Below are 20,169 nucleotides of genomic sequence, written 5' to 3'. Positions count from 1 at the left end.
AGTGAGAACCGTTCAGGCCAAAAGTGTGAAATTGACACAAGAAAAAGCGGAGTGGCCGGCGCAGTGCCGACCACTCCGAATATCAACGCTCGGCGCACCCCGCGCGTTGCACTACCTCAGAAATCGATGCTGATGCCAAGGTTTACCCTGCGGCCGTCGAGCACGGCGCCATAGGTATCATTGGTCACTTCCTTGTCGGCAATGTTGTAAATGCCGGCGGTCAGATCGGTAGACGGGGTGAGCGCATAGACCAGGCCCGCGTCAAATAAGGTGTAACTCGGCGTGCCATCGCCCATGCTGGTGCGGCTCAGGTAGTCGCTGGTTTCGCCCCGGTAGTTGGCCTGGGCCCACAGGTTGAGCCTGTCGGTGCTCTGCCAGTCGAGGCTGGCATTGGCCATGTGCTCGGGGATTTTATTCAGCGGCTCACCCGCAAACTCACCGGTCTTCTGCTCCGACTCGGTGTAGGTGTAGCTGGAGCTCAGGTGCAGATTCCGAGTCAGGTCATAGTCAAGGCTCAGTTCAACCCCCTGCATCATGGCTTTACCGATATTTTTACGGGTGCTCAGGAAGTAGTAATCGGTTCCCTGAAAATTACAGTTCCAGGCCGACACATTGTTCCTGTTGGTCGTGGAACCATCCGTATCCGTTGAGCACAAGCGGTCTTCCGCAATCTTGTCCTTGAACTCGGTGCGGAACACCATCAGGCTGGAATTCAGTCCCAGTTCCTGGCTCTGATAGACAAAACCGGCCTCGTAGCTGGTGCTCTGCTCCGGCTGCAGATCCGGGTTGCCGATGATCAGTGCCCGCGGGTGAGGCGCAGGTGAACCACCGCCACCGGTGCCACGGCCAAAGCCTTCGGTGGCCTCGGCCAGCCCGGGCTGCTTGTAACCGGTAGACACGCCGCCCTTCAGGGTCCACTCCGGGGTCAGGTGATAGGTGGCATAGACCCGGGGAGACAGGTGTCCGCCAAACAGCTCGTCATCATCGTAACGCAGGCCGGTGGTGAGGTTGAGATCGTCGGTCAGCGACCACTCGGCTTCGGCGTACAGGGCTGCAATCCAGCGATCCACCTGGGCCACGGCGCCGGGCACGCCGGTAGACAGCAGGCCATTGGTTTCGTCGGTAAAGTCTTCAAACTTGTACTGTCCTCCCAGGGTCAGCACATGCTCACGCCAGAAATAGCTGCCTTGGGTGTTGAAAATGGTGACTTTTTCACGCTTGGTCAGATCCTGAACCCGCTCCGACACGTCGTGCTGCACATAGCTGCTGAGCTGCAGATCGCCATAATGACCATCGTGAGACAGCACATAGACGTCCTTGTGAAAGGTGGTTTCGGAGCCGGTGTCGGTGGCCGCCACACTCTTGCCCGGGGTCGTGGTTTCATCCAGGGCGGCGGTATCGTAACTCAGGCCGAATTCGTTGGTATCATCGGGGGTCAGTATCAGTTTGACGCCGCCCTTTTTACGCTTGCTTTCCGGTGTGCTGGCGGCGCTGTCGTCGCCGCCGGCAAAGTCGCTTTCATCCGCCCCCTGCCAGCTGCCGTTGACCTGGGCGCCGAGCAGCCCCGGGATCAGCGGGCCGCCGGCAAACAGGCTGACCTGCTGGGCATCGTTGCTAACGTCATTAAACGACTTGGTGTAATCGGTGCTGATGGTGCCGCTCCAGGTGTCGGCGGTTTTGCGGGTAATGATGTTGATCACGCCGCCCATGGCCTCGGAGCCATAAAGGGACGACATCGGGCCGCGAATTACCTCGACGCGCTCTATCATCGAAATCGGCGGCAGCCCGATTTGCTTGCCGCCGTCGCTGCCGTTGGTATTGACTGCACGGCCCGCCGACACCGGTCGGCCATCCACCAGATACAGGGTGTAGGCCGGCGACATGCCGCGAATGCTGATGTCCTGCGCCTTGCCGCCGCCGGTCACGTAGACGCCGGGAATGTTGTTCACCGCATCGGTGATATCGGTGTAAGCCTTCTTCTCCAGCTCTTCCCGGCTGATCACCGAAATGCTGGCGGGCGCATCGGCAATGTTCTGCTCAAAGCCGGCGGCGGTCACCACCACGGTATCCAGGGCGGTAAACTCCTCGGCCACCGCCGTGCCACCCAGACCCAGCAATGCCAGGCCCAGCGCCTTGCTGAGCGCATTGCGGGTAAAGGGAGCGGGAGCGGGAGCGTTGAAAGGCTCGGACATGTCGTTGACTCCTTGATAACAACCTGATTGTTTTTCCATGATGGGGCGTACCCGACATTGGGCGTACACCACGAAGGAAGCCAATGATAATGGTTATCATTGAGTTTCAAAGAGCAAGTTTGGTAACAACATGTTCCGAAAAATGGAACAGAGAAAAGAAAGGCGCCGGTGCCCGCGGACGACGGGCGCCGGCAATCGAGGTCAGGGGGAGACGGTCAGGGCCTGCTCCAGGCTGGCGGTGAGCCCGCTCAGCCAGGCGGCCAGATCCTCCTTGCCGGGCCGGGCCAGGGGCTCAAGCCGCCACTGGCCCGGCTTGCTACCGCCCTTGCCGGCATCCAGGCGCAGATCGGCCCGGTCGCCACTTACCTGTGGCAACGCCAGTCCCATCACCAGCGGCACCAGCCGGTCGTCCTCGGTGGCCAAGGCGCCGATATTGGCGTTGAACAACAGCTCATCCATGGCCAGTGCCTGGCGCTGAATATGCCGTTGCAGCGCCCGGCGGTTGGCCTCGATTTGCTCGGCCTGCCCGGGCCAGATGCGGGCCAGATCCCGCGCCGCCACATTGCTCATCAGCAGCAGGTTGTTGCTGTCGAGCCAGAAATAATCGGGCTCGGAGAGGTTCGGCCGCAGGGTCACTCGAGCACCACTCGGCGCCAGCTCTTGCGCCACGTCCACCGGAATCACCGCGATATTGCGCTGGCGCAACAGCGGATAGGTCGATAACGCCGGCCATACCGATTCTATGGTCAGCAGCGCCGCGGCGTCGGGCAATGTGGCGGCATCGGCTTTGCCCAGCCAGCCGGGAATACGGTTCACCGGCAGGCGCCGGGGCGGCAGATAAACCACCTCGACACCGGTGTCCTGCATCAGCGACAGCCCCAGGGCATGGAGTACGGGCACGGCGCTTGCCAGCACCGGGCGGGGTTCGGCGGCCTGGGCGCCAAACCCCAGACACAACAGCAGCAACAGACAGATTTTTTTGATCATTCGATGTTTCTCCAGCGACGCAGCACCAGTGCCAGCACAAAGCCGACGGCGGCAAACAGAACAATGGCCGCTCCCGAGGGAATGGGCAGGGCACCGGCCATGGGCACCACTATGCCCAGCAGGCAGCTGAGGGTGGAAAACAGCACCGACAGCCAGAAAAACTGGCGGCCGTTGCGGCTGATCAGCCGCGCCGTGGTGGCGGGGATCAGCAGCAGGGCGCCCACCAGAATGGCCCCCACCACCTTGACCGAGGCCACCGTCACCAGGGCGATCAGCAGCACGAACAGGTAGTCATACAGCCGCACATTGATGCCCCGGGTCTGTGCCAGCTCCGGCGACAGGCTGGCCAGCAGTGCCCGGTTGGCGCCCCGCCAGATCAGCCACAGGGCCAGCGCAGCAATCACCGCCAGCACCAGAATGTCGGTGTCCTTGACCGTGAGAATGGAGCCGAACAACACGTTTTCCAGAATGTGCACGTTCACCTTCTTGGCCACATAAAGCAGCAGCGCCGCCCCCAGGGCGATGGCAAACGACAGAAACACCCCCACCAGGGCGTCGTAGGGCACCTGAGTGCGGCTTTTTACCCAGTGCAGCAGCAGGGCGAACATCAGGCAGAAGCTGAACAGTGCCACCAGCGGCTGGGTGGCCGGCTCGCCCAGCAGAATGCCGAGCGCCACCCCGGTAAGGGCACCGTGGCCCACCGCCTCGGAGAAAAACGCCAGTCGCTTGACCACCACCAGGGGACCCAGCGCCCCCAGCAGCGGACCCATCACCAGGGCCGCCACCAGGGCATTGGTGAGAAAGGCATACTGAAACATGTCGGGCAGCACGCCGCCCTGATAAAGGGCCAGCACCCCCTGTCGTAGGGTTTCCATCAGGCGCAGTCCTCCAGTCCGGGTTGAGCGTATTGAGGAAGCACTTGCAAAGGGCTGCCGTGGGCACGCAGGCCGCCGTCAATCAGCCACACCTCATCGGCAAAGCGGCGCACCCAGTCCATGTCGTGGTGGATCACCAGCAGGGTGGCGCCGGCCGCTTTAAGGGCCTGTATTTCTCGGTTGATCAGGCCTTCGGCTTCGCTGTCGAGGCCGGTCATGGGCTCGTCCAGAAACCAGAGCCGGCTGTCACGCTCCAGCCCCTGGGCAAACAGCAACCGCTGGCGCTCACCGCCGGACAGCTGGCCCAGGCGCAGATGCAGCTTGTGCTCCAGCCCCACCCGGGTCAGCAGCGCCTCGATGCGCGCCCGGCAGCGGCGGCGAGAGCGACCAAACAGTGGCCGCCGGCTCAGGGTGGTGAGCATGAACTCTTCGATGGTAATGGGCAGCGAAGGCTCAAAACGGGCCAGCTGGGGCACATAGGCCAACCGACCTGGGCGCCCGGGCCAGTGCCGAATGATCTCGCCCTGATGGGGTTGCAGCCCCAGCAGGCACTTCATCAACGACGACTTGCCGGCGCCGTTGGGGCCGATAATGGCGTGCAGTCGGCCCGCCGCCATGTGGCCGGACACCGGCGCCAGAATTTGCACCCGATTAAGGGACAGTGCCAGTCGCTCAAGGGTAATGCCCGGTCCCATCAGGCCTCCTCGGCGGCAAAACGCAGCGCCTGCACCAGGGTTTGCAGGTTGTGTTCCATTTCCCGGCCAACCAGCTCGGGGTCATAGTCGCCGTGGGTCATATGGGAGAAATGATAAATGCGAATGCCGGTGGCCTGTTCGATGGTGTCGACATAACGATTTTCCATGTCGAGCTCGGTAAACAGCAGGTGAATGTCGGCCTCGCGAATGCGGTCGATGGTTTTCTGCAGCTGGCTGGCGCTGGGCTCCACGCCGTGGGCCGGCTCGATCACGGTGTCGATGCCGATGCCGAATTCCTGCAGCAGGTAGCCATAGGCGTTGTGGGTGCTGGCGATGCGGATGCCGGACAAGTCCAGCTCCAGCAGCTCGCGCCGGTAGCGGTTTTTCATGGCGCGCAGCTCGCGGCCGTAAGCCAGGGCGTTGGCCTGAAAGGCGTCGGCGTTATCGGGATCGAGCCGGCCCAGCTCCCGGGCAATGGTATACAGCTGGCGAATGGCGGCGTCGATGGACACAAAGGTGTGCGGGTTGTAGTTGTTGTCGCCGTTGCCGCCGCCGAGCAGGGGCAGATCCTGGTTGGCCTGGATCAGCGTCAGGTTCGGCAGCGCCAGCCCCTGCAGGGCGTGCATGGCGAATTCGTCATGGCCGATGCCGTTGAGCACCAGGGCATCCATGCGACCAAGGCGCTTGAGATCCGAGGGTTGCAGCTCGTAGCTGTGGGGGTTGAAGCCGCTTTGAATCAGCGGCAGTACTTCGCCCTTGTCGCCCAGCACCTTGCTGACATAGCTGTAGTAGGGGTGCAGGGTAATGCCCACCACCAGGTGTTTGGCCGAGGCATTAAAGGCAAGCAGCAGGCCGGCGCAGAGCAATAGCCATGTTTTCATTGTTATTTATCCATTTTGGTCCAGTGGGCCAGATCCCGGCAGTGGTGCAGCGCCTCACCACCGGGGTGGTAAAACAGGCCGCCTTCCGGCGCCAGCCAGAGCGTAAAGGCCGCACCCGTGGTCGGCTCTGTGGTGCTGTAGCAGGCCGCTTCCGGCTGCTGCCAGACAAGCTCAGGGCGGTCAAAGGGGGGCACGCCCAGTTCGGCCAGCCGCGTCACTGTGGGCCAGGCCTCGCCCTCCGGAGTCATAAAGCGAATCTCCTCGGCAGCGATGGCCAGCTCGGTGAGCAACCGGCTGCCCGGAGTGCTAAGGGCGGTGTGCGGAGCGGCGGTGAGGGTGACCTGCTGGCGCCAAGTAATGCCGGCGGCGCCAGCCAGCAGCACCAGCGCCAGGGTGAGCATGACCCAGAGGGTTTCGCGCCGGCCGTCATTGGGCGGCACCCGCTCCAGACTCTCCACGCTCAGTTCAGAGCTCGACATAATCAAATTCCGCCGGCTGCTCGTGGCCGGCGTCGAACTGAATGTAGAACTCCTGCTCACTCCAGGGGAAGTGCACCTCGGAGCGGGCATCGGCCTCGGCCCGGGCGATTTCGTCGTCATCGTAGCTGAACATCACCACCTCGGCGCCTTTGGCCAGGGTGCCGTCGCTGTAACCGACGCGACAGTCCACGCTGTCGCCGTTTCGGCTGCAGTCCATCACCGGATAGTGGGCCGAGGCCGGGGCGGCCAGCCCCAGCCCCGCACACAGCAGCAGGGCTCGCAACATGGTGGTCTCCTTATTCGGGCATGGCTTCAAAGGTAAGCAGGTAATTCACCCCGGCCTGATCCGCCAGCGGGCTGTCGACGGGCTGACGCAGGCCGGTACTCAACAGGTGCGGGCCACCCTGTTCGGGGGTGAAATGCACCTCGCCGTTGGCGTCGGTCATCAGTTCGGTCTGGCGGCGGTCATCCCGGTAGTTGGTGCCGTAAGGCACCACTTCCACCTTGAGATCCTTGACCGGCTCGCCATTGAAGGTGAAACGGAACCCGGCCTCTTCGCCCACGACAATGTCGCTGGGGTGGGTCAGGGCGTCGAGCTCAAAGCCCTTGCCGGTGGCGGCCAGCACCTCACGGGACGGGGCCTGCTTGGTCACATAAAAGGCGCTGATGCTCTGCACCGCATAGGTGGTCACCTCGCGGGCGGCCTCGGGCAGTTGCTCCTGCACTTCCTGCTTGTTGCCGAAAATACGGCGCTGGGTGTTGCGCTTGCCAATCACATAGTTGGTGATGTAACGCTCGGGGGTGCGCAGCTCCACCTTGTAGGTGCCGCTGTCGGTCAGCTCCAGATCAAACACGCTGCGGCGCTGGCCCTTGAAGTAAGAGCCGATACGGCCGGGCTCGTTGGCCGGGTTGTAGACGGTGACGTAATCAAGGCCAACCGGCTTGTCAAAGCTGAACACACCGTGGGAAGCGGTGGCGTCCACGGTGATCCATTTCGCTTCTTCAACAGACAGGCTGAATTCGCTGGGCAGCATCCACAGCGGGTGGGCGCTGACGCTGCCGGCCAGCAGGGCCAGGGCGGCGATAGAGGCCTTTATTTTTTTCACGTTATTGTGCTCCTGTGCTGATAATGACGTCGCCCAGCTCTTCCGTGGGCTTGAGATGATACCGGGCGGGCTCGCCGCCGAGTTCGATAACCTGGCGCACCAGGCTGCGGTTGCCGTGTTCCCGGGCCGCTTCCACGTTGAGGCGGTACTTGCCCGGGGCCACCGGTTCACCGGCCTGATCGGTGCCATCCCAGCTCAGCCGGTATTGCCCCGGCTTGCGGGTGGCGGAGGTGACCGCATCCAGTTCGCCCTGATCGTAGCGACCGGCCTTGCGCCACCAGCGGCGCATGTCTTTGAGCCAGTCGCTTTCCTTGCGCCACACCGCCAGGGTTTTGACCGGTTGCTGCCGGTCGTTTTCCACCCAGACGGCCACATAGGGCCGGTAGTGGCCGCCGCCGCTGCCTTCGGGCAGGGAGATCTCGATGTTCACCGGTTGTGCCATGGCCGGGGCGGCACACAGCATCAGGGCCAGCAGGGGCTTTTTCATGACAATCTCCACTCAGTAAAGGATCAGCAGATACAGGCCGGCCATCAGCACACAGCCCAGGCCGGTGGCCGCCAGCAGGCGACCGCGCTTGCGCCGCATGGGCAGCACCAGCCAGAAGCCGGTCAGGGTGAACAGCAGCATGACGGCGGCGGATACATCGATAAACCAGCTCCACGCCGGGCCGGCGTAGCGGCCCATGTGCAGATCGTTAAGCACCGCCATCCAGCCGAAACCGCGCTGGGTGACCAGCACGGTGCCCTCTTCCGGAATCACTTCCGCCAGGCTGTAACCACCAGGGCGCTTGACGTCGATAAAGAGCACACCTTCGTCGGCGGTCCAGTCGAAACGCACCTCACCGCCGGCCAGTTGCTGCTCGGCCTTGAGCCATTGCCACACCTGGCCCGCCGCCAGCAAGGGATCCTGTTGCCACAGCGCCGTGGTGGCGAACGACTCGGGCAGGACCAGCTCGGTTTCCTGCTCGGGCACGGACTCGGGCAGCCACTGACGATTGTTGAGGGTCAGTCCGGTGGCGGTAAAAAACAGCATAATCAACAACATAAGCATTGAGCTGTAGGTGTGAACCGGGCGCACCCAGCGAGGGAGCTGGCTGGCACGGGAAGCAGGGCCGAACATGAGAAAAGGAAGGCTCCGGTCAACGAAAACCGGCCGAATATTCCACCATTGAGAATCATTGTCAACATCACTTGCATTTTCAGGCGGCGATGAATTTCTGCCGCTCGCTTTCCTGTTTGGCCGTAATGGTGAATAATCAAACAATTCATTTGAGTCATTGGATGAGGCGCCATGAACATCGACAACCGGCTCAACGACGCCCTGTTTGCCCCCGCCCCCACCGTTGGCAGCCAGCCACGCCAGGACAATGAACAGCGCGAACGGGTGCCTCCTGCCGAGCAGGCCGATGCCTTTGCCGGCCGCGATCCGCGCCGGGAGCGCGGCAATGACGAAGTGGCCCTGTATGACGCTCAAGGCCGAAAAACCGGTAATGAGGCGGCACCGGCCGAGGACGAAAACGTCGACAACGCAGAAAGCGCCGACGCCGACAACGAACGGCAGTCCGTCGAGGACACTTCCCGCCCCACTAAGCCGTCCGGCGAACCCATGTCCGAGGAGGAGGTGCTGGAGCTGAACGATCTCAAGCTGCGGGATCAGGAAGTGCGCACCCATGAACAGCAGCATGCCGCCGTGGGCGGCCAGCATGCGGGCTCACCCAGCTACGAGTACGAAACCGGCCCCGACGGCAAACGCTATGCGGTGGAAGGTTCCGTTCAGGTGGACATGTCACCGGTGCCCGGCGACCCGGAAGCCACCATTGAAAAAATGCGGCAAATCAAGGCCGCCGCCCTGGCGCCGGCGGAGCCGTCCCAGGCCGATCGCAGCGCCGCGGCCCAGGCCGAACAACTGATTGCCGAGGCCCGCAGCGAGCTGAGAGAGCAACAACGCGGCGGCACCGATAACCGCGCCACCGGCGACGAACCGCGCGACGCCGGCACAACGGAAACCGCCGAGACGCCATTGGCTTTGAACACTGCCAGCCCCATGCAGCAGCGTAATGACGTCATCGCCGGTGTCTACGGCCGCGCCGCCGAACAACAGGCCCGAGCCCTGATCGGCCTGGCCTGATTCCCCCTTCCCTCCTGACTTCGCGACCGTCGGCCATACTCCCGGCGGCCGCGCTCACGTCGCATTTGTAACCCGCTGACAAACTTTGGTGACATTTAGCGGTTTCAATGGCCGCCCTTATTCACTTGCCGTCCGGCTGAGCATCACCGGGGCGTATTGCAACTGCGAACAAGATGAAAAAATCCTTCTCGATTTGGGTAGTGGCGTTGCTGGTGCTCGCCTTGGCGGGCACGCTGGGTTATGCGCAATGGTTTGGCGACCAGACCCCTTCGGCGCCGGTTACGGCCGAGGTGCAGCGGGGTGACCTCAGTAGCCTGGTCACCGCCACCGGCATTCTGCAACCCAGCGACCATGTGGACGTGGGGGCCCAGGTATCGGGCCAGCTCGAGGTGATCCATGTGGAAGTGGGCGACCAGGTCAAAGCCGGCGATCTGCTGGCGGAAATCGACCCCACGGTGTATCTGGCCCAGGTAGATGCCAGCCGGGCTCAGCTACGCAACCAGCAGGCCCAGCTCAAGGACCGCCAGGCCCAGCTGACCCTGGCCCGCATTCAGCACCAGCGCCAGCAACGGCTGATGGCGGAAAACGCCACATCACGGGAAGCGGTGCAAAGTGCCGAGGCCGGGCTGCACTCGGCACAAGCCCAGGTGGAGGCGCTCAAGGCCCAGATCAGCCAGACCGAGTCCAGCCTGCGCGCCGACGAAGCCAACCTGGACTATGCCCGTATCTATGCCCCCATGGACGGCACAGTGGTAAGCATCGACTCCCGCCAGGGACAAACCCTGAACACCAACCAGCAGGCCCCCACCCTGATGCGTATCGCCAACCTGGCCACCATGACGGTGCAGGCGCGAGTGTCGGAAGCCGACGTCAACCGGCTGACCCCGGACATGAAGGTGTACTTCACCACCCTGGGGGATGCTCGCCGACGCTGGCACAGCCGGCTGCGCAAGGTTGAGCCGACCCCGGTAGTGGAAAACAACGTGGTGCTCTACAACGCCCTGTTTGATATCGACAACCCGGAAGGGCGGCTGATGACACAAATGACCACTCAGGTGTTTTTTGTGCAGGCCGAGGCGCACGATGTGGTGCTGGTGCCGGTGTCGGCGTTGCGCTTTGCTTCACCGGAACAGGTCGATCGGGCCCGGGTCAAGGTGCTGAATGCCGATGGCCAAACTGAGCCGCGCACGGTGCAGCTGGGGGTCAGCGACCGCATTCAAGCCGAAATCATCAGTGGCCTTGAGCCGGGTGAGCGCGTGGTGCTGAACCTGGCCGCCGGCACCGGCGATCAGAGTGAACGCCGCCCCCGAATGAGGATGCGTTTCTGATGAGCACGCCACTGATCTCCTTGCGCGGCATAGTGCGGGAATATGGCAGCGGCGAGCTGACCACTCGCGTGCTGCACGGCATTGACCTGGATATTTACGCCGGCGAATTCGTCGCCATCATGGGCAGCTCCGGCTCGGGCAAGTCGACCCTGATGCACATTCTCGGCTGCCTGGACCAGCCCGACGACGGTGAATACCGGCTGCTGGGCCACGATGTGGCCAGCCTTGACCCCGACGAACTGGCCGCCCTGCGCCGGGAGACCTTTGGCTTTGTGTTTCAGAGTTATCACCTGCTGGGCGGGCTGAGCGCGCGGGAAAACGTGGAAGTGCCGGCCATTTATTCCGGTCTGCCGCGGGCGGCGCGGCGGCAGCAGGCCGCCGGTCTGCTGGCCAGGCTGGGGCTGGAGCATCGACTCGACAATCGCCCGGGGCAACTTTCCGGCGGCCAGCAGCAACGGGTATCCATTGCCCGGGCGCTGATGAACGGTGGCGACATCATTCTGGCCGACGAGCCCACCGGCGCCCTCGACAGCAAAAGCGGCGCCGAAGTGATGGCGCTGCTGACCGATCTGGCCCGCCAGGGCCATACCGTGATCCTGATCACCCACGATGCCGGCGTGGCGGCCCAGGCCGATCGGCGCATTGAAATCAGTGACGGTCGTATAGTGGCAGATTCTGAGCCGGCGACGGAGCGCCCGGTGATGCCGGCAAGAAGCCGGCATCAGACCGGCGGCTCGCTGGCCAACGAACTGCAGGAAGCGGTGCGCACCGCCTTTCGCTCCCTGCAAAGCAACCTGTTTCGCGCCGCCCTCACCCTGCTCGGCATCGTGATTGGCGTGGCCTCGGTGATCACCATGCTGGCCATTGGCAACGGCTCCCAGCAACAGGTGGTGCAGAGCATCAGCGCCATGGGCAGCAACCTGCTGGTGGTGCGCCCCGGCGCGCCCAACCAGTGGGGACGGCACGCCACCTCCACCCTGGTGCCCGCCGACATGGAGGCGATAAAGGGACTCGATAACGTTACGGCGGCGGTGCCCGAGCTGGGAGGCAGCGCCACCCTGAGAGTGGGCAATCGGGATCACAGCCCGGAGATCAACGCCACCTCCGCCGACTTTACGCTGGCCCGGCAGTGGAGTCCGAGCGCCGGCACCTTCTTTACCGCCGAGGATGAACGCAACTACGCCACCGTCGCGGTGCTGGGGCAGTCGGTGGTGGATGCGCTGTTTCCGGGGCAGGATCCCCTGGGACAATACGTGATGGTCAACAACATTCTGTTTCAGGTGATTGGCGTCATGGAAACTCGGGGGGCCTCGCCCTGGGGCCAGGATCAGGACGATGTGGTGTTTGTGCCCTATACCACCGGCGGGTTGCGGCTGTTCGGCCAGCAGTTCCTGCGCAACATAACCGTGTCGGTACAGGAGGTGGCGACCATCAATGACACCGAGGCCGACATTCACCGGCTGCTGCTGGCCCGCCATGGGGTGGAAGACTTTCAGATTCGCAACATGTCTTCCCTTATCGATACGGTGTCGGCCACCACTCAAACCTTTACCTGGCTGCTGGGCTCCATTGCCGCCATTTCGCTGTTGGTGGGGGGGATAGGAGTAATGAACATCATGCTGGTGAGCGTGACCGAGCGCACCCGCGAAATCGGAATTCGCATTGCTACCGGTGCCCGCGGCCGCCATATACAGCAGCAGTTTCTGACCGAGGCACTGGTGGTGTCGGCCCTGGGTGGTGCCATTGGCGTGGTACTGGGCTTGAGTGCCGCCGCCCTGGTGAGCCGCTTTGACATTCCGGTGCATTTCTCACCGGCACCGGTGCTGCTCGCCTTTGGCTGTGCCTTTATTACCGGCCTGATCTTTGGCTGGCTGCCGGCACGCAAGGCCGCCCGCATGAACCCCGTTGTGGCCCTGGCTTCGGAGTAACACCATGACCGTTTTTCGCCCCCTAACCCTGCTGGCACTGCTGACCCTGAGTGGCTGCGCCCTGCATGACGATCCGATACTGCCCACGCCGACGCTGGCCGATCACTGGCTGAGCCCGAGTAAGGCCACCACGGCGCCGGATCGACAATGGTGGCAAGGCTTTGGCTCTCCAACCCTGAACCAGCTGGTAGAGCGGGCACTGACCAATGCGCCTGATTTGCGCATTGCCGCCGAACGCATTAGCCAGGCCGAAGCCGGACTGGCCGCCAGCGGCGCCTCCCTGTTCCCGACCCTGAACGCCAGCGGCAACAGCAATCGCGACTGGTCACAGCCAGGCTCCCCGAGTGAACGCAGCAACCTGGGCCTGAACCTGAACTACGAGCTGGATCTGTGGGGTAAAAACAGGGCGGTCCGGCTGGCCGCCGGTGCCAACCTGGCCGCCAGCCGTTACGACTTTGAAAGCGCTCGGCTGACGCTTATCGGCGCCGTGGCCAACACCTGGTTTCAGCAGCTGGCCAACGAAGAGCGGCTGCGCATCAACGAGCGCAACCTGGCCATCGCGCAGAACAACCTGAGCATAGTGGACGCCAAATACCGTAACGGTGCCGCCGCCCTGAGCGAAGTGCACCGCCAGCGCACCGCCGTGCTGACTCAGGAGGCCAGCCTGCTGCCGCTGCGGGAGCAGGCCCGCCAGGCTCAGTCCGCCCTGGCCATTTTGCTGGGTGAGACACCCCAGGCCTTCGCGCCGGCGGCGGGTGAGCTGATGGCACTGTCGGTGCCTGCGGCCGGCCCCGGACTGCCATCGGAACTATTGCTGCGCCGCCCCGATCTGGCCAGCGCCGAGGCCGGCCTGCTGGCGGCAAATGCCGATCTGAGTGCGGCCCGTGCCGCCCTGTTACCCTCGGTGCAGCTTGCCGGCAGCGGCGGTCTGGCCAGTGCGGCCCTGCTATCGCTGGCGGATCCCAGCCATACCCTGAGCCTGGGCACGTCACTCAGCCAGGTGTTGTTTGACGGCGGCCAGCGCCGGGCCGAGATAAGGCTGAGCGAGTCCCGCCGGCGCGAGCTGGCCGAGACCTACCGTCAGGCGGTGCTGACCGCCCTCAAGGAGGTGGAAGACGCCCTGGGTAACGGCGCCCTCTATCAGGCACAGGAAGCCCGCCAACTGCGCATTGTGACCGAAGCCCGGGAGACCCTGCGCCTGAGCGAAGTCCGTTACCGGGAAGGCGCCGACGAGCTGCTGACCCTGCTGGATGCCCAACGTACCCTGTTCAGTGCCGAAGAGCAGCTGGCCAGCCTGCGCCAGAATCGGCTCGACGCCGCCGTTAACCTGTTCAAGGCGTTGGGCGGTGGCTGGGAGGTGCCTGCTGACATTGTGCCAGCAGGCGCTCCAGTTGAGGCCACAATGAATCCGGGCAGTGCGCCGGGTTGATACGCATATAACTGTCGGCCTCGGCCTGATGGCTGAAGTAACGCCCCGGAGCCAGCAGAATGCCCTCTTCCGCCGCCCGCCGGCTGAGATCGGCGGCGCTGATCTCGCCAGGCAGTTTCAGCCAGCAGAAAAAGCCGCCCACCGGCCGGTGTTCCACTCCGAACCCCAGTGATTCAAAACGGGCCAGCACGGGCTCACGCACTTCATCCAGTCGCCGACACAGCTGCTCCACATGGCGGCGGTAGCGGCCACCGGTGAGCAACCGGTACATCAGATCTTCGGTGGCCATGGAGGTGGACATGCCGGTGATCAGCTTGATGTCGGTCAGTTCGGCGATCAGCGCCGGGTTGCTCACCAGAAACCCCACCCGCAGATCCGCCGACAGGGTTTTGGACAGGCTACCGGTGTAGATAAGTCGCTCAAACCCGGCCAGGCTGGCGAAACGCAGGCTGTGCCGAACGTCAAAGTCGGCGTAAATATCATCCTCCAGCAGCCAGCACTGGCGCTCACTCAGCAGGCTGAGTACGCGCAGCGCCCGTTGGCGGCTGACGCCGGCGCCGGTGGGATTGCTCAGCACCGAGTTGGTGAGATAGAGCACGGGCCCGTGCTGCTCCAATGCCAGGCGCAGGGCCGCCGGCACCGGCCCTTCGGCGTCTCTGGGCACGGCCACCGGTACGGCGCCGTGCAATCGAATCAGGGCCTGAAAGTTGTAAAATCCCGGATCGTCCACCAGCACCCGGTCTCCGGGCCGGACCAGAGCGCGCATCACCATGTCCAGGCCGTGAGAAGCACTACCGGTCATCAGGATCTGGGCCGGATCGGACTGAATGCCATACCGCTCCAGCCTGAATCCCAATTGCCGGCGCAGCGCCGGATGTCCCTGGACGGAGCCATATTCGGTGAGCGGGGCCGGCTGGCGCGCCAGTTCACGCAGGGCCGAACGCAGATCGGCGTCCCCCAGCCAGTCGGCGGGCAGGCAACCGCTGCCGGGTTTGAAAGGAAACGTTTCGGTATCCATCACTCGCCGCAGCAGTGCCACCTCCTGGGCCATGGCACTGGCCGAGGCATCCACCTCCCGCACCAGCCGGCGAGCCTGGGTGCTGCGGGCAACATAAACGCCGCTGCCACGGCGGCTGACCACCAGGCCGGCGGCGGCTAGCCGCTCGTAGGCGTCGGTGACGGTAAAGCGACTGACCCCCAGCGCCTCCGCCAGTTGCCGAATGGAGGGCAGCCGCTCTCCCGGTTGCCAGCGCCCATCACCCACCGCCTGGGTGGCATGGCGCACCAGTTGCTCGACAAAGGGAAGGCTGCCGGCCTTGTCAAAGGCCCAGTCGGCGGCAGAAATGGTCATGATCATATTCCCCATACAATGGAGTCAATACTGCAACAAGTGTCTTGATTGTCTGCCAGTAAAGCGAGGATGCTCCGCGATGGCAAGCGCGTTCCCGCTGCGCGCACGGGCGGCTTCGTCATATAATGATGGTTATTTGGTACGGAGATTGCCTTGATCGTTCCGAATTATCTGGCCGGTTATCCGGCGTCCCTGCAACAGCAGGCCGCAGAGCTGTTGGCCAGTGGCCGTCTCGGCCTCTACCTGCAGCGCAAATACCCCAAGCCGCACGCGGTGCAGAACGACAAAGCCCTGTACGATTATGTGAGCGGGCTGAAAAGTCGCTACCTGAAAAAAGCGGCGCCGCTCAGCCAGGTGCGCTACGACAGCAAGCTCAATGTGGTGAAACAGGCACTGGGGCTACACACCTACCAGGCCCACCTGCAAGGCAGCAAGCTGAAAACCCGCAACAGCATCACGGTGGCAGCCCTGTTTCGCGAAGGGCCACCGGAATTCCTGCGCATGATAGTGGTGCATGAACTGGCCCATTTTCGCGAGAAGGAGCACAACAAGGCCTTCTATCAGCTGTGTTTCCACATGGAACCTGATTATCACCAGCTGGAATTGGATACTCGTTTGTGGCTGCTCTGGCGGGATCAGAGCCAGGGGCATGAGGCGAACGACTCGAATGGATGAGACCTTGTTGTTTTTTCTTTAAAAAACAATAAAACACCTGCTTTTTATGTGGGAAATACGTATATCTGGCTCTGGCGTCGAGTTCTAAAATGAGCTCCCAGTAACACGACCTCCAGACGAGGATAATAACAAATGACCAAAACCATACTACTGGGAGCCTTGCTGAGCGCTACCGCCGCCCCGGCGCTGGCGGAAATGCCACCACAGGCGGCCGTGTGCATCAGCTGCCACCAAGCCAGCGGCCTGGGCATGGCCAACCTGGCCCCATCCATTGCCGGCATGCCGGTGCCCTATCTGGCCGAACAACTGCGCCATTTTCAGAGCGGCGCGCGCGACAACGCCATCATGAAGCCCATGGCCATGATGCTGGACGATGCCGGTGTTGAAGCGGTGAGCCAGTGGTTTGCCAGCCTGCCGGTGAGCCTGCCAGAGCGTCCGGCCTTCAGGGGCGAAAAACCTGCCCCCCAGAACATGGCCACCGGCGAAAGGCTGGCCTACCAGGGGGACTGGCAGCGAGACATTCCCAGTTGCGTCTCCTGTCATGGCCCGGAAGGCGTGGGCGCGGGCGAGGCCTTTCCCCGCCTGGCCGGCCAGCACGCCGATTACATTGAGGGGCAGCTCAAGGCCTGGCAAAGCGGTAGCCGAGCCCCCGATACTCACGGCTTGATGGCGCCCATCGCCAAACGTCTGAGTGCGGAAGACATTTCCGCCGTCGCCAGCTACTTCGCCAGCCTGGGAGGCCAGTAACATGTTCAGAATTTCCGCCATGACGCTTGGCCTGTCTCTGGCCGTTACCGGCCTGGCCCATGCCCAGGACACCGCTCAGGCCGCGCACCTTGAGAAACTGGCCATTCAGGAAGAACTGCCGGTGGGGAAGGCCGCCGGGACATACCCTTCCCCTCCGGGCTGGGACAAACTGCCCGACGGTGAGTTTGGTGAAAAGGTGGTTCGGGGTTACAACTACTTTGTTAACTCCCAGTCCATGTCACCGGAGTTTGTGGGCAACGGCCTGAACTGCGTTAATTGCCATATGGATGGTGGCAAAAAGGAAAACGCCGCGCCGCTGTGGGCCGCCTATATGAGTTATCCAGCCTATCGCAAGAAGAACGACCGCATCAACAGCTATGAGGAACGCATTCAGGGTTGCTTCCTTTATTCCATGAACGGTACGCCGCCCGAGCATATGAATCCTGTGCTGGTGGATCTCTCCGCCTACGCCTACTGGCTGGCCCAGGGCACCCTGACCGGGGAGCAGTTTGATCCGGCCGAAATGGCTATTCCCAGCGACGAAGAGTTACTCAAGGGCGGCAAGCGCGACGACTTCCCCTTTATGCAGGCCTATCTGGATGCAGGCGGCAGCACCGAACCCAAGACCCCGGGCCGAGGCTACCCCAAGCTGGCCGAGCCGGAACTGCCTCCCGCTTTTGCCCGCGGCAAGCAGGTCTATGAACAGGAATGCGCCGTGTGTCACGGGGCCAGCGGGGAAGGCCGGCAGGTTAATGACCGCTACGTGTTCCCGCCACTGTGGGGGCCGGACACCTACAACTGGGGCGCGGGCATGCAACGGGTAAACACCGCCGCCTACTTCATCAAGCAGAACATGCCCCTGGGACAGCCGGGCAAGCTGACCGATCAGCAGGCCTGGGATGTGGCCATGTTCCTCGACTCCCACGAGCGTCCGCAGGATCCACGTAACCACGGTTCACTGGAAGAGACCGTCAAGAAATATCACGGTGGATTCAGCCAGTACGGCAAGGAAGTCAACGGCAGCGTGCTGGGCACCGCCAGTCACCCGAACCATCCGAACAAACCGTAATAACAGGCTCGGAGTAATAAAAGGCCGCAAATGCGGCCTTTTTAATGTGTCGAATGGACGTCATCAGAAGGTGATCGGCAGACTGAAGGACACTTCCACATCCGGTGCGTCCTCGGTCAGGCCCGCCTGCAGATTCAAATTGAGTGAAGATTTCTCGGTCAGAGCCAGGGAGAAACCGGTGGACAGACTGTCCAGCTGCAATACCTCGCCCACTTTGCGGCCGTTAATGCTGGGTTTAAATACGGTCCTGTGATTCACCCCCAAGCTGAATGAAAGACGATTATTGACCGCAAAACCCATGCCCATACCCAGAAAGAAACTGTTGCCCAGGTTAAATTTATCGTTTGCTTCCCCGTCATCATCGAGGTCTCTTCCCGCATCATCTCCCAGGTTCCAGCTATAACCTGCAGTACCAAAGAGCACCGCAGGATCTGTTGGATAAATCAGTGTCATGCTAGGTTCAATTGACCAGGTACCGGAACCGGTGGGCGGGTCTCTGAAGATATCATTTTCGTCAAGTTCATTATCAAAAGGTGACTCGCCTGTATCTGATTTAATCCTCACCCCACCGATCCAAAAGGGAGCAGACTCCAGGTTAAATTGGTAACGAATAGCACCTTCAATATCACCCAATGCTCCCCCTTTCGAAGTGAAGGTTCTGGGTGCCTCTGAAGCCTGTCCATTGCCCACACGCTTGCGAAACGTGTCGTATCGATAAACCCAGGGAACCCTCAGTTCCAGTTCAATTCTTTCTGTAAGACCATAGCGGGCCGCCAGGCTTGTTGTGAAGGTTGCCTGATCGGCATCTTCCAGCTCGATAATGCCCACCAGAAATGCTGGCACTTGGGTAAATCCCAGTATGGAAATACGGTTAGAGGTGTTTTGCGAATAACTAACGGCAGGCTCTATTTCAAACGTTCCCTTGGGAGTCAACAAGCCACGGGTTTCAAGGGTGTTGGCGATGGAATCAACCACCTGCTTGTCTTGGGCATGGACAGGTATAGCCAGCGAGAATAGCAAGCCAGTGAAAAATATCCCTTTTTTCATAACTATCTCCTTATTCCATATCTTGCTATCAACCTGTGTAACGATGACTTGGATATACACAACAACTCGGCTGCTCTCCCGGTTCTACCAGGCACCATATCCAGTACACGCTTGATTGCGTATGCTTCGGCCTTTTCCCTTGCCTTTTTCAAGCTTAGATCATGATGAACTTCAGTGACAAAATTATCGCTCAGTCCCATCATGGATGCTTCCAGGTAGTCACTTTCACAACGTGAGACTCCAACCATCACCCTATCATTTAACTCTGAAATATTTCCCGGCCAGCTGTAGTCAAGAATAGTCTTTTCCGCACCGGCGGAAAATCCTAGAATATTTTTATTCCATTTACGTGTTGTTCTTTGCAAAAACACCCTTGCCAAAAGTACACTATCCTGTCCTCTTGCCCGAAGAGAAGGTATTGATATCCACTCCTGCTTTAGATATGAAAGCAACTCTGGAGTGATTGATGAACACCCGTTCAGGCCTTCAGAGTCCATGCTGCAACTGAAGACAAAGTGACACCCTTCCACATTCATGGATAACAAGGAACATATACTTGACTGAACTTCTTCAGGCAGTTCAACAACATCCTGAATAAAAACACACACGTTATTTGACTTGTTCTTTAAAAATGAAAGCTGCTGGGTGATTTTAGCATTAGAAAAACTTGAACTCAGGCTGGAGAAATCGAGTAACGATATATTATGCAAGTCCGCCCAGCGTCCGGCGAGAAATCGTTTGCCGACGCCGGCCTCACCTGACAGAGTTAAGCATTTACTCTCACAAGCATACAGCTTGCTCAAGGACTCTCTAAAACCATCGCTTTTGCCAATGACCTCCCCCTTCTGAAAGGGTAAGCACAACATATTTCTTAATTCATTCATGCCATAGGCACGGCCAAGAGTGACTAATAAACGATCATCATGTACAGGCACGGTATGATAATCGTAACAATATGTTACAACAAATATGCTCCATTCCTTCTGGGACAGCTGCTCCTTGGACAACAAGGCAACCCAGCAGATACCGCTGTATCTCGTCATGAAACATTTAAGGGCTGATGAGGGCTCCGCTTCTCCTACACAATCCAGCAAGGCCACCGTTGTATCACTGCTGTCGAGGTATGCCGATGCCGACTCAAGGTTGGTATACCTGATGATTGACCAGTAATTAGACTGATCGCTTAGTGACTTCACACTCGCCATGCAACTGGAGCACTGAAGCAGCAAAATCTCCCTTTCCAAGATCATGA

Annotated in this window: 20 protein-coding genes; 7 read left to right on the top strand and 13 right to left on the bottom strand. The window is 61.2% G+C overall.

Annotated features, from left to right (window positions below):
* Positions 1–116 precede the first annotated feature (116 nt).
* The 10 genes from B6S08_RS14615 to B6S08_RS14570 form a co-directional block, all read right to left on the bottom strand.
* Entirely contained in the window at positions 117–2,192 is a 2,076-nt protein-coding gene (locus B6S08_RS14615; RefSeq protein WP_094201548.1) for a TonB-dependent receptor domain-containing protein, read from the bottom strand.
* Between the two features lie 201 nt (positions 2,193–2,393).
* Positions 2,394–3,179: a hypothetical protein gene (locus tag B6S08_RS14610; protein WP_094201547.1), complete on the bottom strand. Its 786-nt coding sequence runs from the start codon at positions 3,177–3,179 to the stop codon at positions 2,394–2,396.
* Positions 3,176–4,054 (bottom strand): metal ABC transporter permease, encoded by an 879-nt coding sequence (locus tag B6S08_RS14605; RefSeq protein ID WP_094201546.1) that lies wholly within the window; start codon positions 4,052–4,054, stop codon positions 3,176–3,178. The genes B6S08_RS14610 and B6S08_RS14605 overlap by 4 nt, the downstream gene beginning before the upstream one ends.
* Entirely contained in the window at positions 4,054–4,749 is a 696-nt protein-coding gene (locus B6S08_RS14600; protein ID WP_094201545.1) for a metal ABC transporter ATP-binding protein, read from the bottom strand. The genes B6S08_RS14605 and B6S08_RS14600 overlap by 1 nt, the downstream gene beginning before the upstream one ends.
* The gene (locus B6S08_RS14595; RefSeq protein ID WP_094201544.1) at positions 4,749–5,630 is read right to left on the bottom strand and encodes a metal ABC transporter solute-binding protein, Zn/Mn family; all 882 of its coding nucleotides are present in this window, start codon (positions 5,628–5,630) and stop codon (positions 4,749–4,751) included. Before B6S08_RS14595 ends, B6S08_RS14600 begins: the two co-directional genes overlap by 1 nt.
* Before the next feature lie 2 nt (positions 5,631–5,632).
* Positions 5,633–6,109 (bottom strand): DUF6162 family protein, encoded by a 477-nt coding sequence (locus B6S08_RS14590; RefSeq protein WP_094201543.1) that lies wholly within the window; start codon positions 6,107–6,109, stop codon positions 5,633–5,635.
* Positions 6,096–6,395 carry a hypothetical protein gene (locus B6S08_RS14585; RefSeq protein WP_094201542.1) on the bottom strand — a complete coding sequence of 100 codons (300 nt, stop codon included), beginning with the start codon at positions 6,393–6,395 and terminating at the stop codon, positions 6,096–6,098. Before B6S08_RS14585 ends, B6S08_RS14590 begins: the two co-directional genes overlap by 14 nt.
* 10 nt (positions 6,396–6,405) lie before the next feature.
* A complete protein-coding gene (locus tag B6S08_RS14580) occupies positions 6,406–7,215 on the bottom strand; it encodes a DUF4198 domain-containing protein (protein ID WP_094201541.1) in 810 nt (269 codons plus the stop codon).
* A gap of 1 nt (position 7,216) precedes the next feature.
* Positions 7,217–7,702: a DUF2271 domain-containing protein gene (locus B6S08_RS14575; protein WP_094201540.1), complete on the bottom strand. Its 486-nt coding sequence runs from the start codon at positions 7,700–7,702 to the stop codon at positions 7,217–7,219.
* A 12-nt stretch (positions 7,703–7,714) separates the two neighbouring features.
* The gene (locus tag B6S08_RS14570; protein WP_094201539.1) at positions 7,715–8,335 is read right to left on the bottom strand and encodes a PepSY-associated TM helix domain-containing protein; all 621 of its coding nucleotides are present in this window, start codon (positions 8,333–8,335) and stop codon (positions 7,715–7,717) included.
* Positions 8,336–8,506: 171 nt separating this feature from the next.
* Between B6S08_RS14570 and B6S08_RS14565 the strand changes: the two genes are divergently transcribed.
* The 4 genes from B6S08_RS14565 to B6S08_RS14550 all read left to right on the top strand — a co-directional run bounded on the left by B6S08_RS14565 (position 8,507) and on the right by B6S08_RS14550 (position 14,028).
* Positions 8,507–9,343, top strand: coding sequence for a putative metalloprotease CJM1_0395 family protein (locus B6S08_RS14565; protein WP_094201538.1), 837 nt, complete (start codon positions 8,507–8,509; stop codon positions 9,341–9,343).
* A 173-nt stretch (positions 9,344–9,516) separates the two neighbouring features.
* The gene (locus B6S08_RS14560; RefSeq protein ID WP_094201537.1) at positions 9,517–10,671 is read left to right on the top strand and encodes an efflux RND transporter periplasmic adaptor subunit; all 1,155 of its coding nucleotides are present in this window, start codon (positions 9,517–9,519) and stop codon (positions 10,669–10,671) included.
* On the top strand, positions 10,671–12,599 hold the full coding sequence (locus B6S08_RS14555) for a MacB family efflux pump subunit (protein WP_094201536.1): 1,929 nt from the start codon (positions 10,671–10,673) through the stop codon (positions 12,597–12,599). The genes B6S08_RS14560 and B6S08_RS14555 overlap by 1 nt, the downstream gene beginning before the upstream one ends.
* Positions 12,600–12,603: 4 nt before the next feature.
* Positions 12,604–14,028 carry an efflux transporter outer membrane subunit gene (locus tag B6S08_RS14550; protein WP_094201535.1) on the top strand — a complete coding sequence of 475 codons (1,425 nt, stop codon included), beginning with the start codon at positions 12,604–12,606 and terminating at the stop codon, positions 14,026–14,028.
* Here the strand turns inward: B6S08_RS14550 and B6S08_RS14545 are convergent.
* Complete coding sequence (locus tag B6S08_RS14545; protein WP_094201634.1) at positions 13,931–15,379, bottom strand: aminotransferase-like domain-containing protein; 1,449 nt, start codon at positions 15,377–15,379, stop codon at positions 13,931–13,933. The genes B6S08_RS14550 and B6S08_RS14545 overlap by 98 nt on opposite strands.
* A gap of 153 nt (positions 15,380–15,532) precedes the next feature.
* Here B6S08_RS14545 and B6S08_RS14540 point away from each other — a divergent pair, with 153 nt between their 5' ends.
* The 3 genes from B6S08_RS14540 (at position 15,533) to B6S08_RS14530 (ending at position 17,870) form a co-directional block, all read left to right on the top strand.
* Positions 15,533–16,054, top strand: a complete 522-nt coding sequence (locus B6S08_RS14540; RefSeq protein ID WP_094201534.1) for a M48 family metallopeptidase — start codon at positions 15,533–15,535, stop codon at positions 16,052–16,054.
* A 132-nt stretch (positions 16,055–16,186) separates the two neighbouring features.
* Positions 16,187–16,801, top strand: coding sequence for a c-type cytochrome (locus B6S08_RS14535; protein WP_094201533.1), 615 nt, complete (start codon positions 16,187–16,189; stop codon positions 16,799–16,801).
* Between the two features lies 1 nt (position 16,802).
* Complete coding sequence (locus tag B6S08_RS14530; RefSeq protein WP_094201532.1) at positions 16,803–17,870, top strand: c-type cytochrome; 1,068 nt, start codon at positions 16,803–16,805, stop codon at positions 17,868–17,870.
* Positions 17,871–17,933: 63 nt separating this feature from the next.
* Here B6S08_RS14530 and B6S08_RS14525 read toward each other — a convergent pair whose 3' ends face one another.
* Positions 17,934–18,917, bottom strand: a complete 984-nt coding sequence (locus B6S08_RS14525; RefSeq protein WP_094201531.1) for a transporter — start codon at positions 18,915–18,917, stop codon at positions 17,934–17,936.
* Between the two features lie 2 nt (positions 18,918–18,919).
* Positions 18,920–20,167 carry a VpsR-related response regulator gene (locus B6S08_RS14520; protein ID WP_094201530.1) on the bottom strand — a complete coding sequence of 416 codons (1,248 nt, stop codon included), beginning with the start codon at positions 20,165–20,167 and terminating at the stop codon, positions 18,920–18,922.
* Positions 20,168–20,169: the final 2 nt, after the last annotated feature.

Source organism: Oceanimonas doudoroffii, from assembly GCF_002242685.1.
Classification (GTDB): domain Bacteria; phylum Pseudomonadota; class Gammaproteobacteria; order Enterobacterales; family Aeromonadaceae; genus Oceanimonas; species Oceanimonas doudoroffii.
Note: the sequence above shows the minus strand (reverse complement) of the source record. Positions and strands in the feature narration are given on the sequence as shown.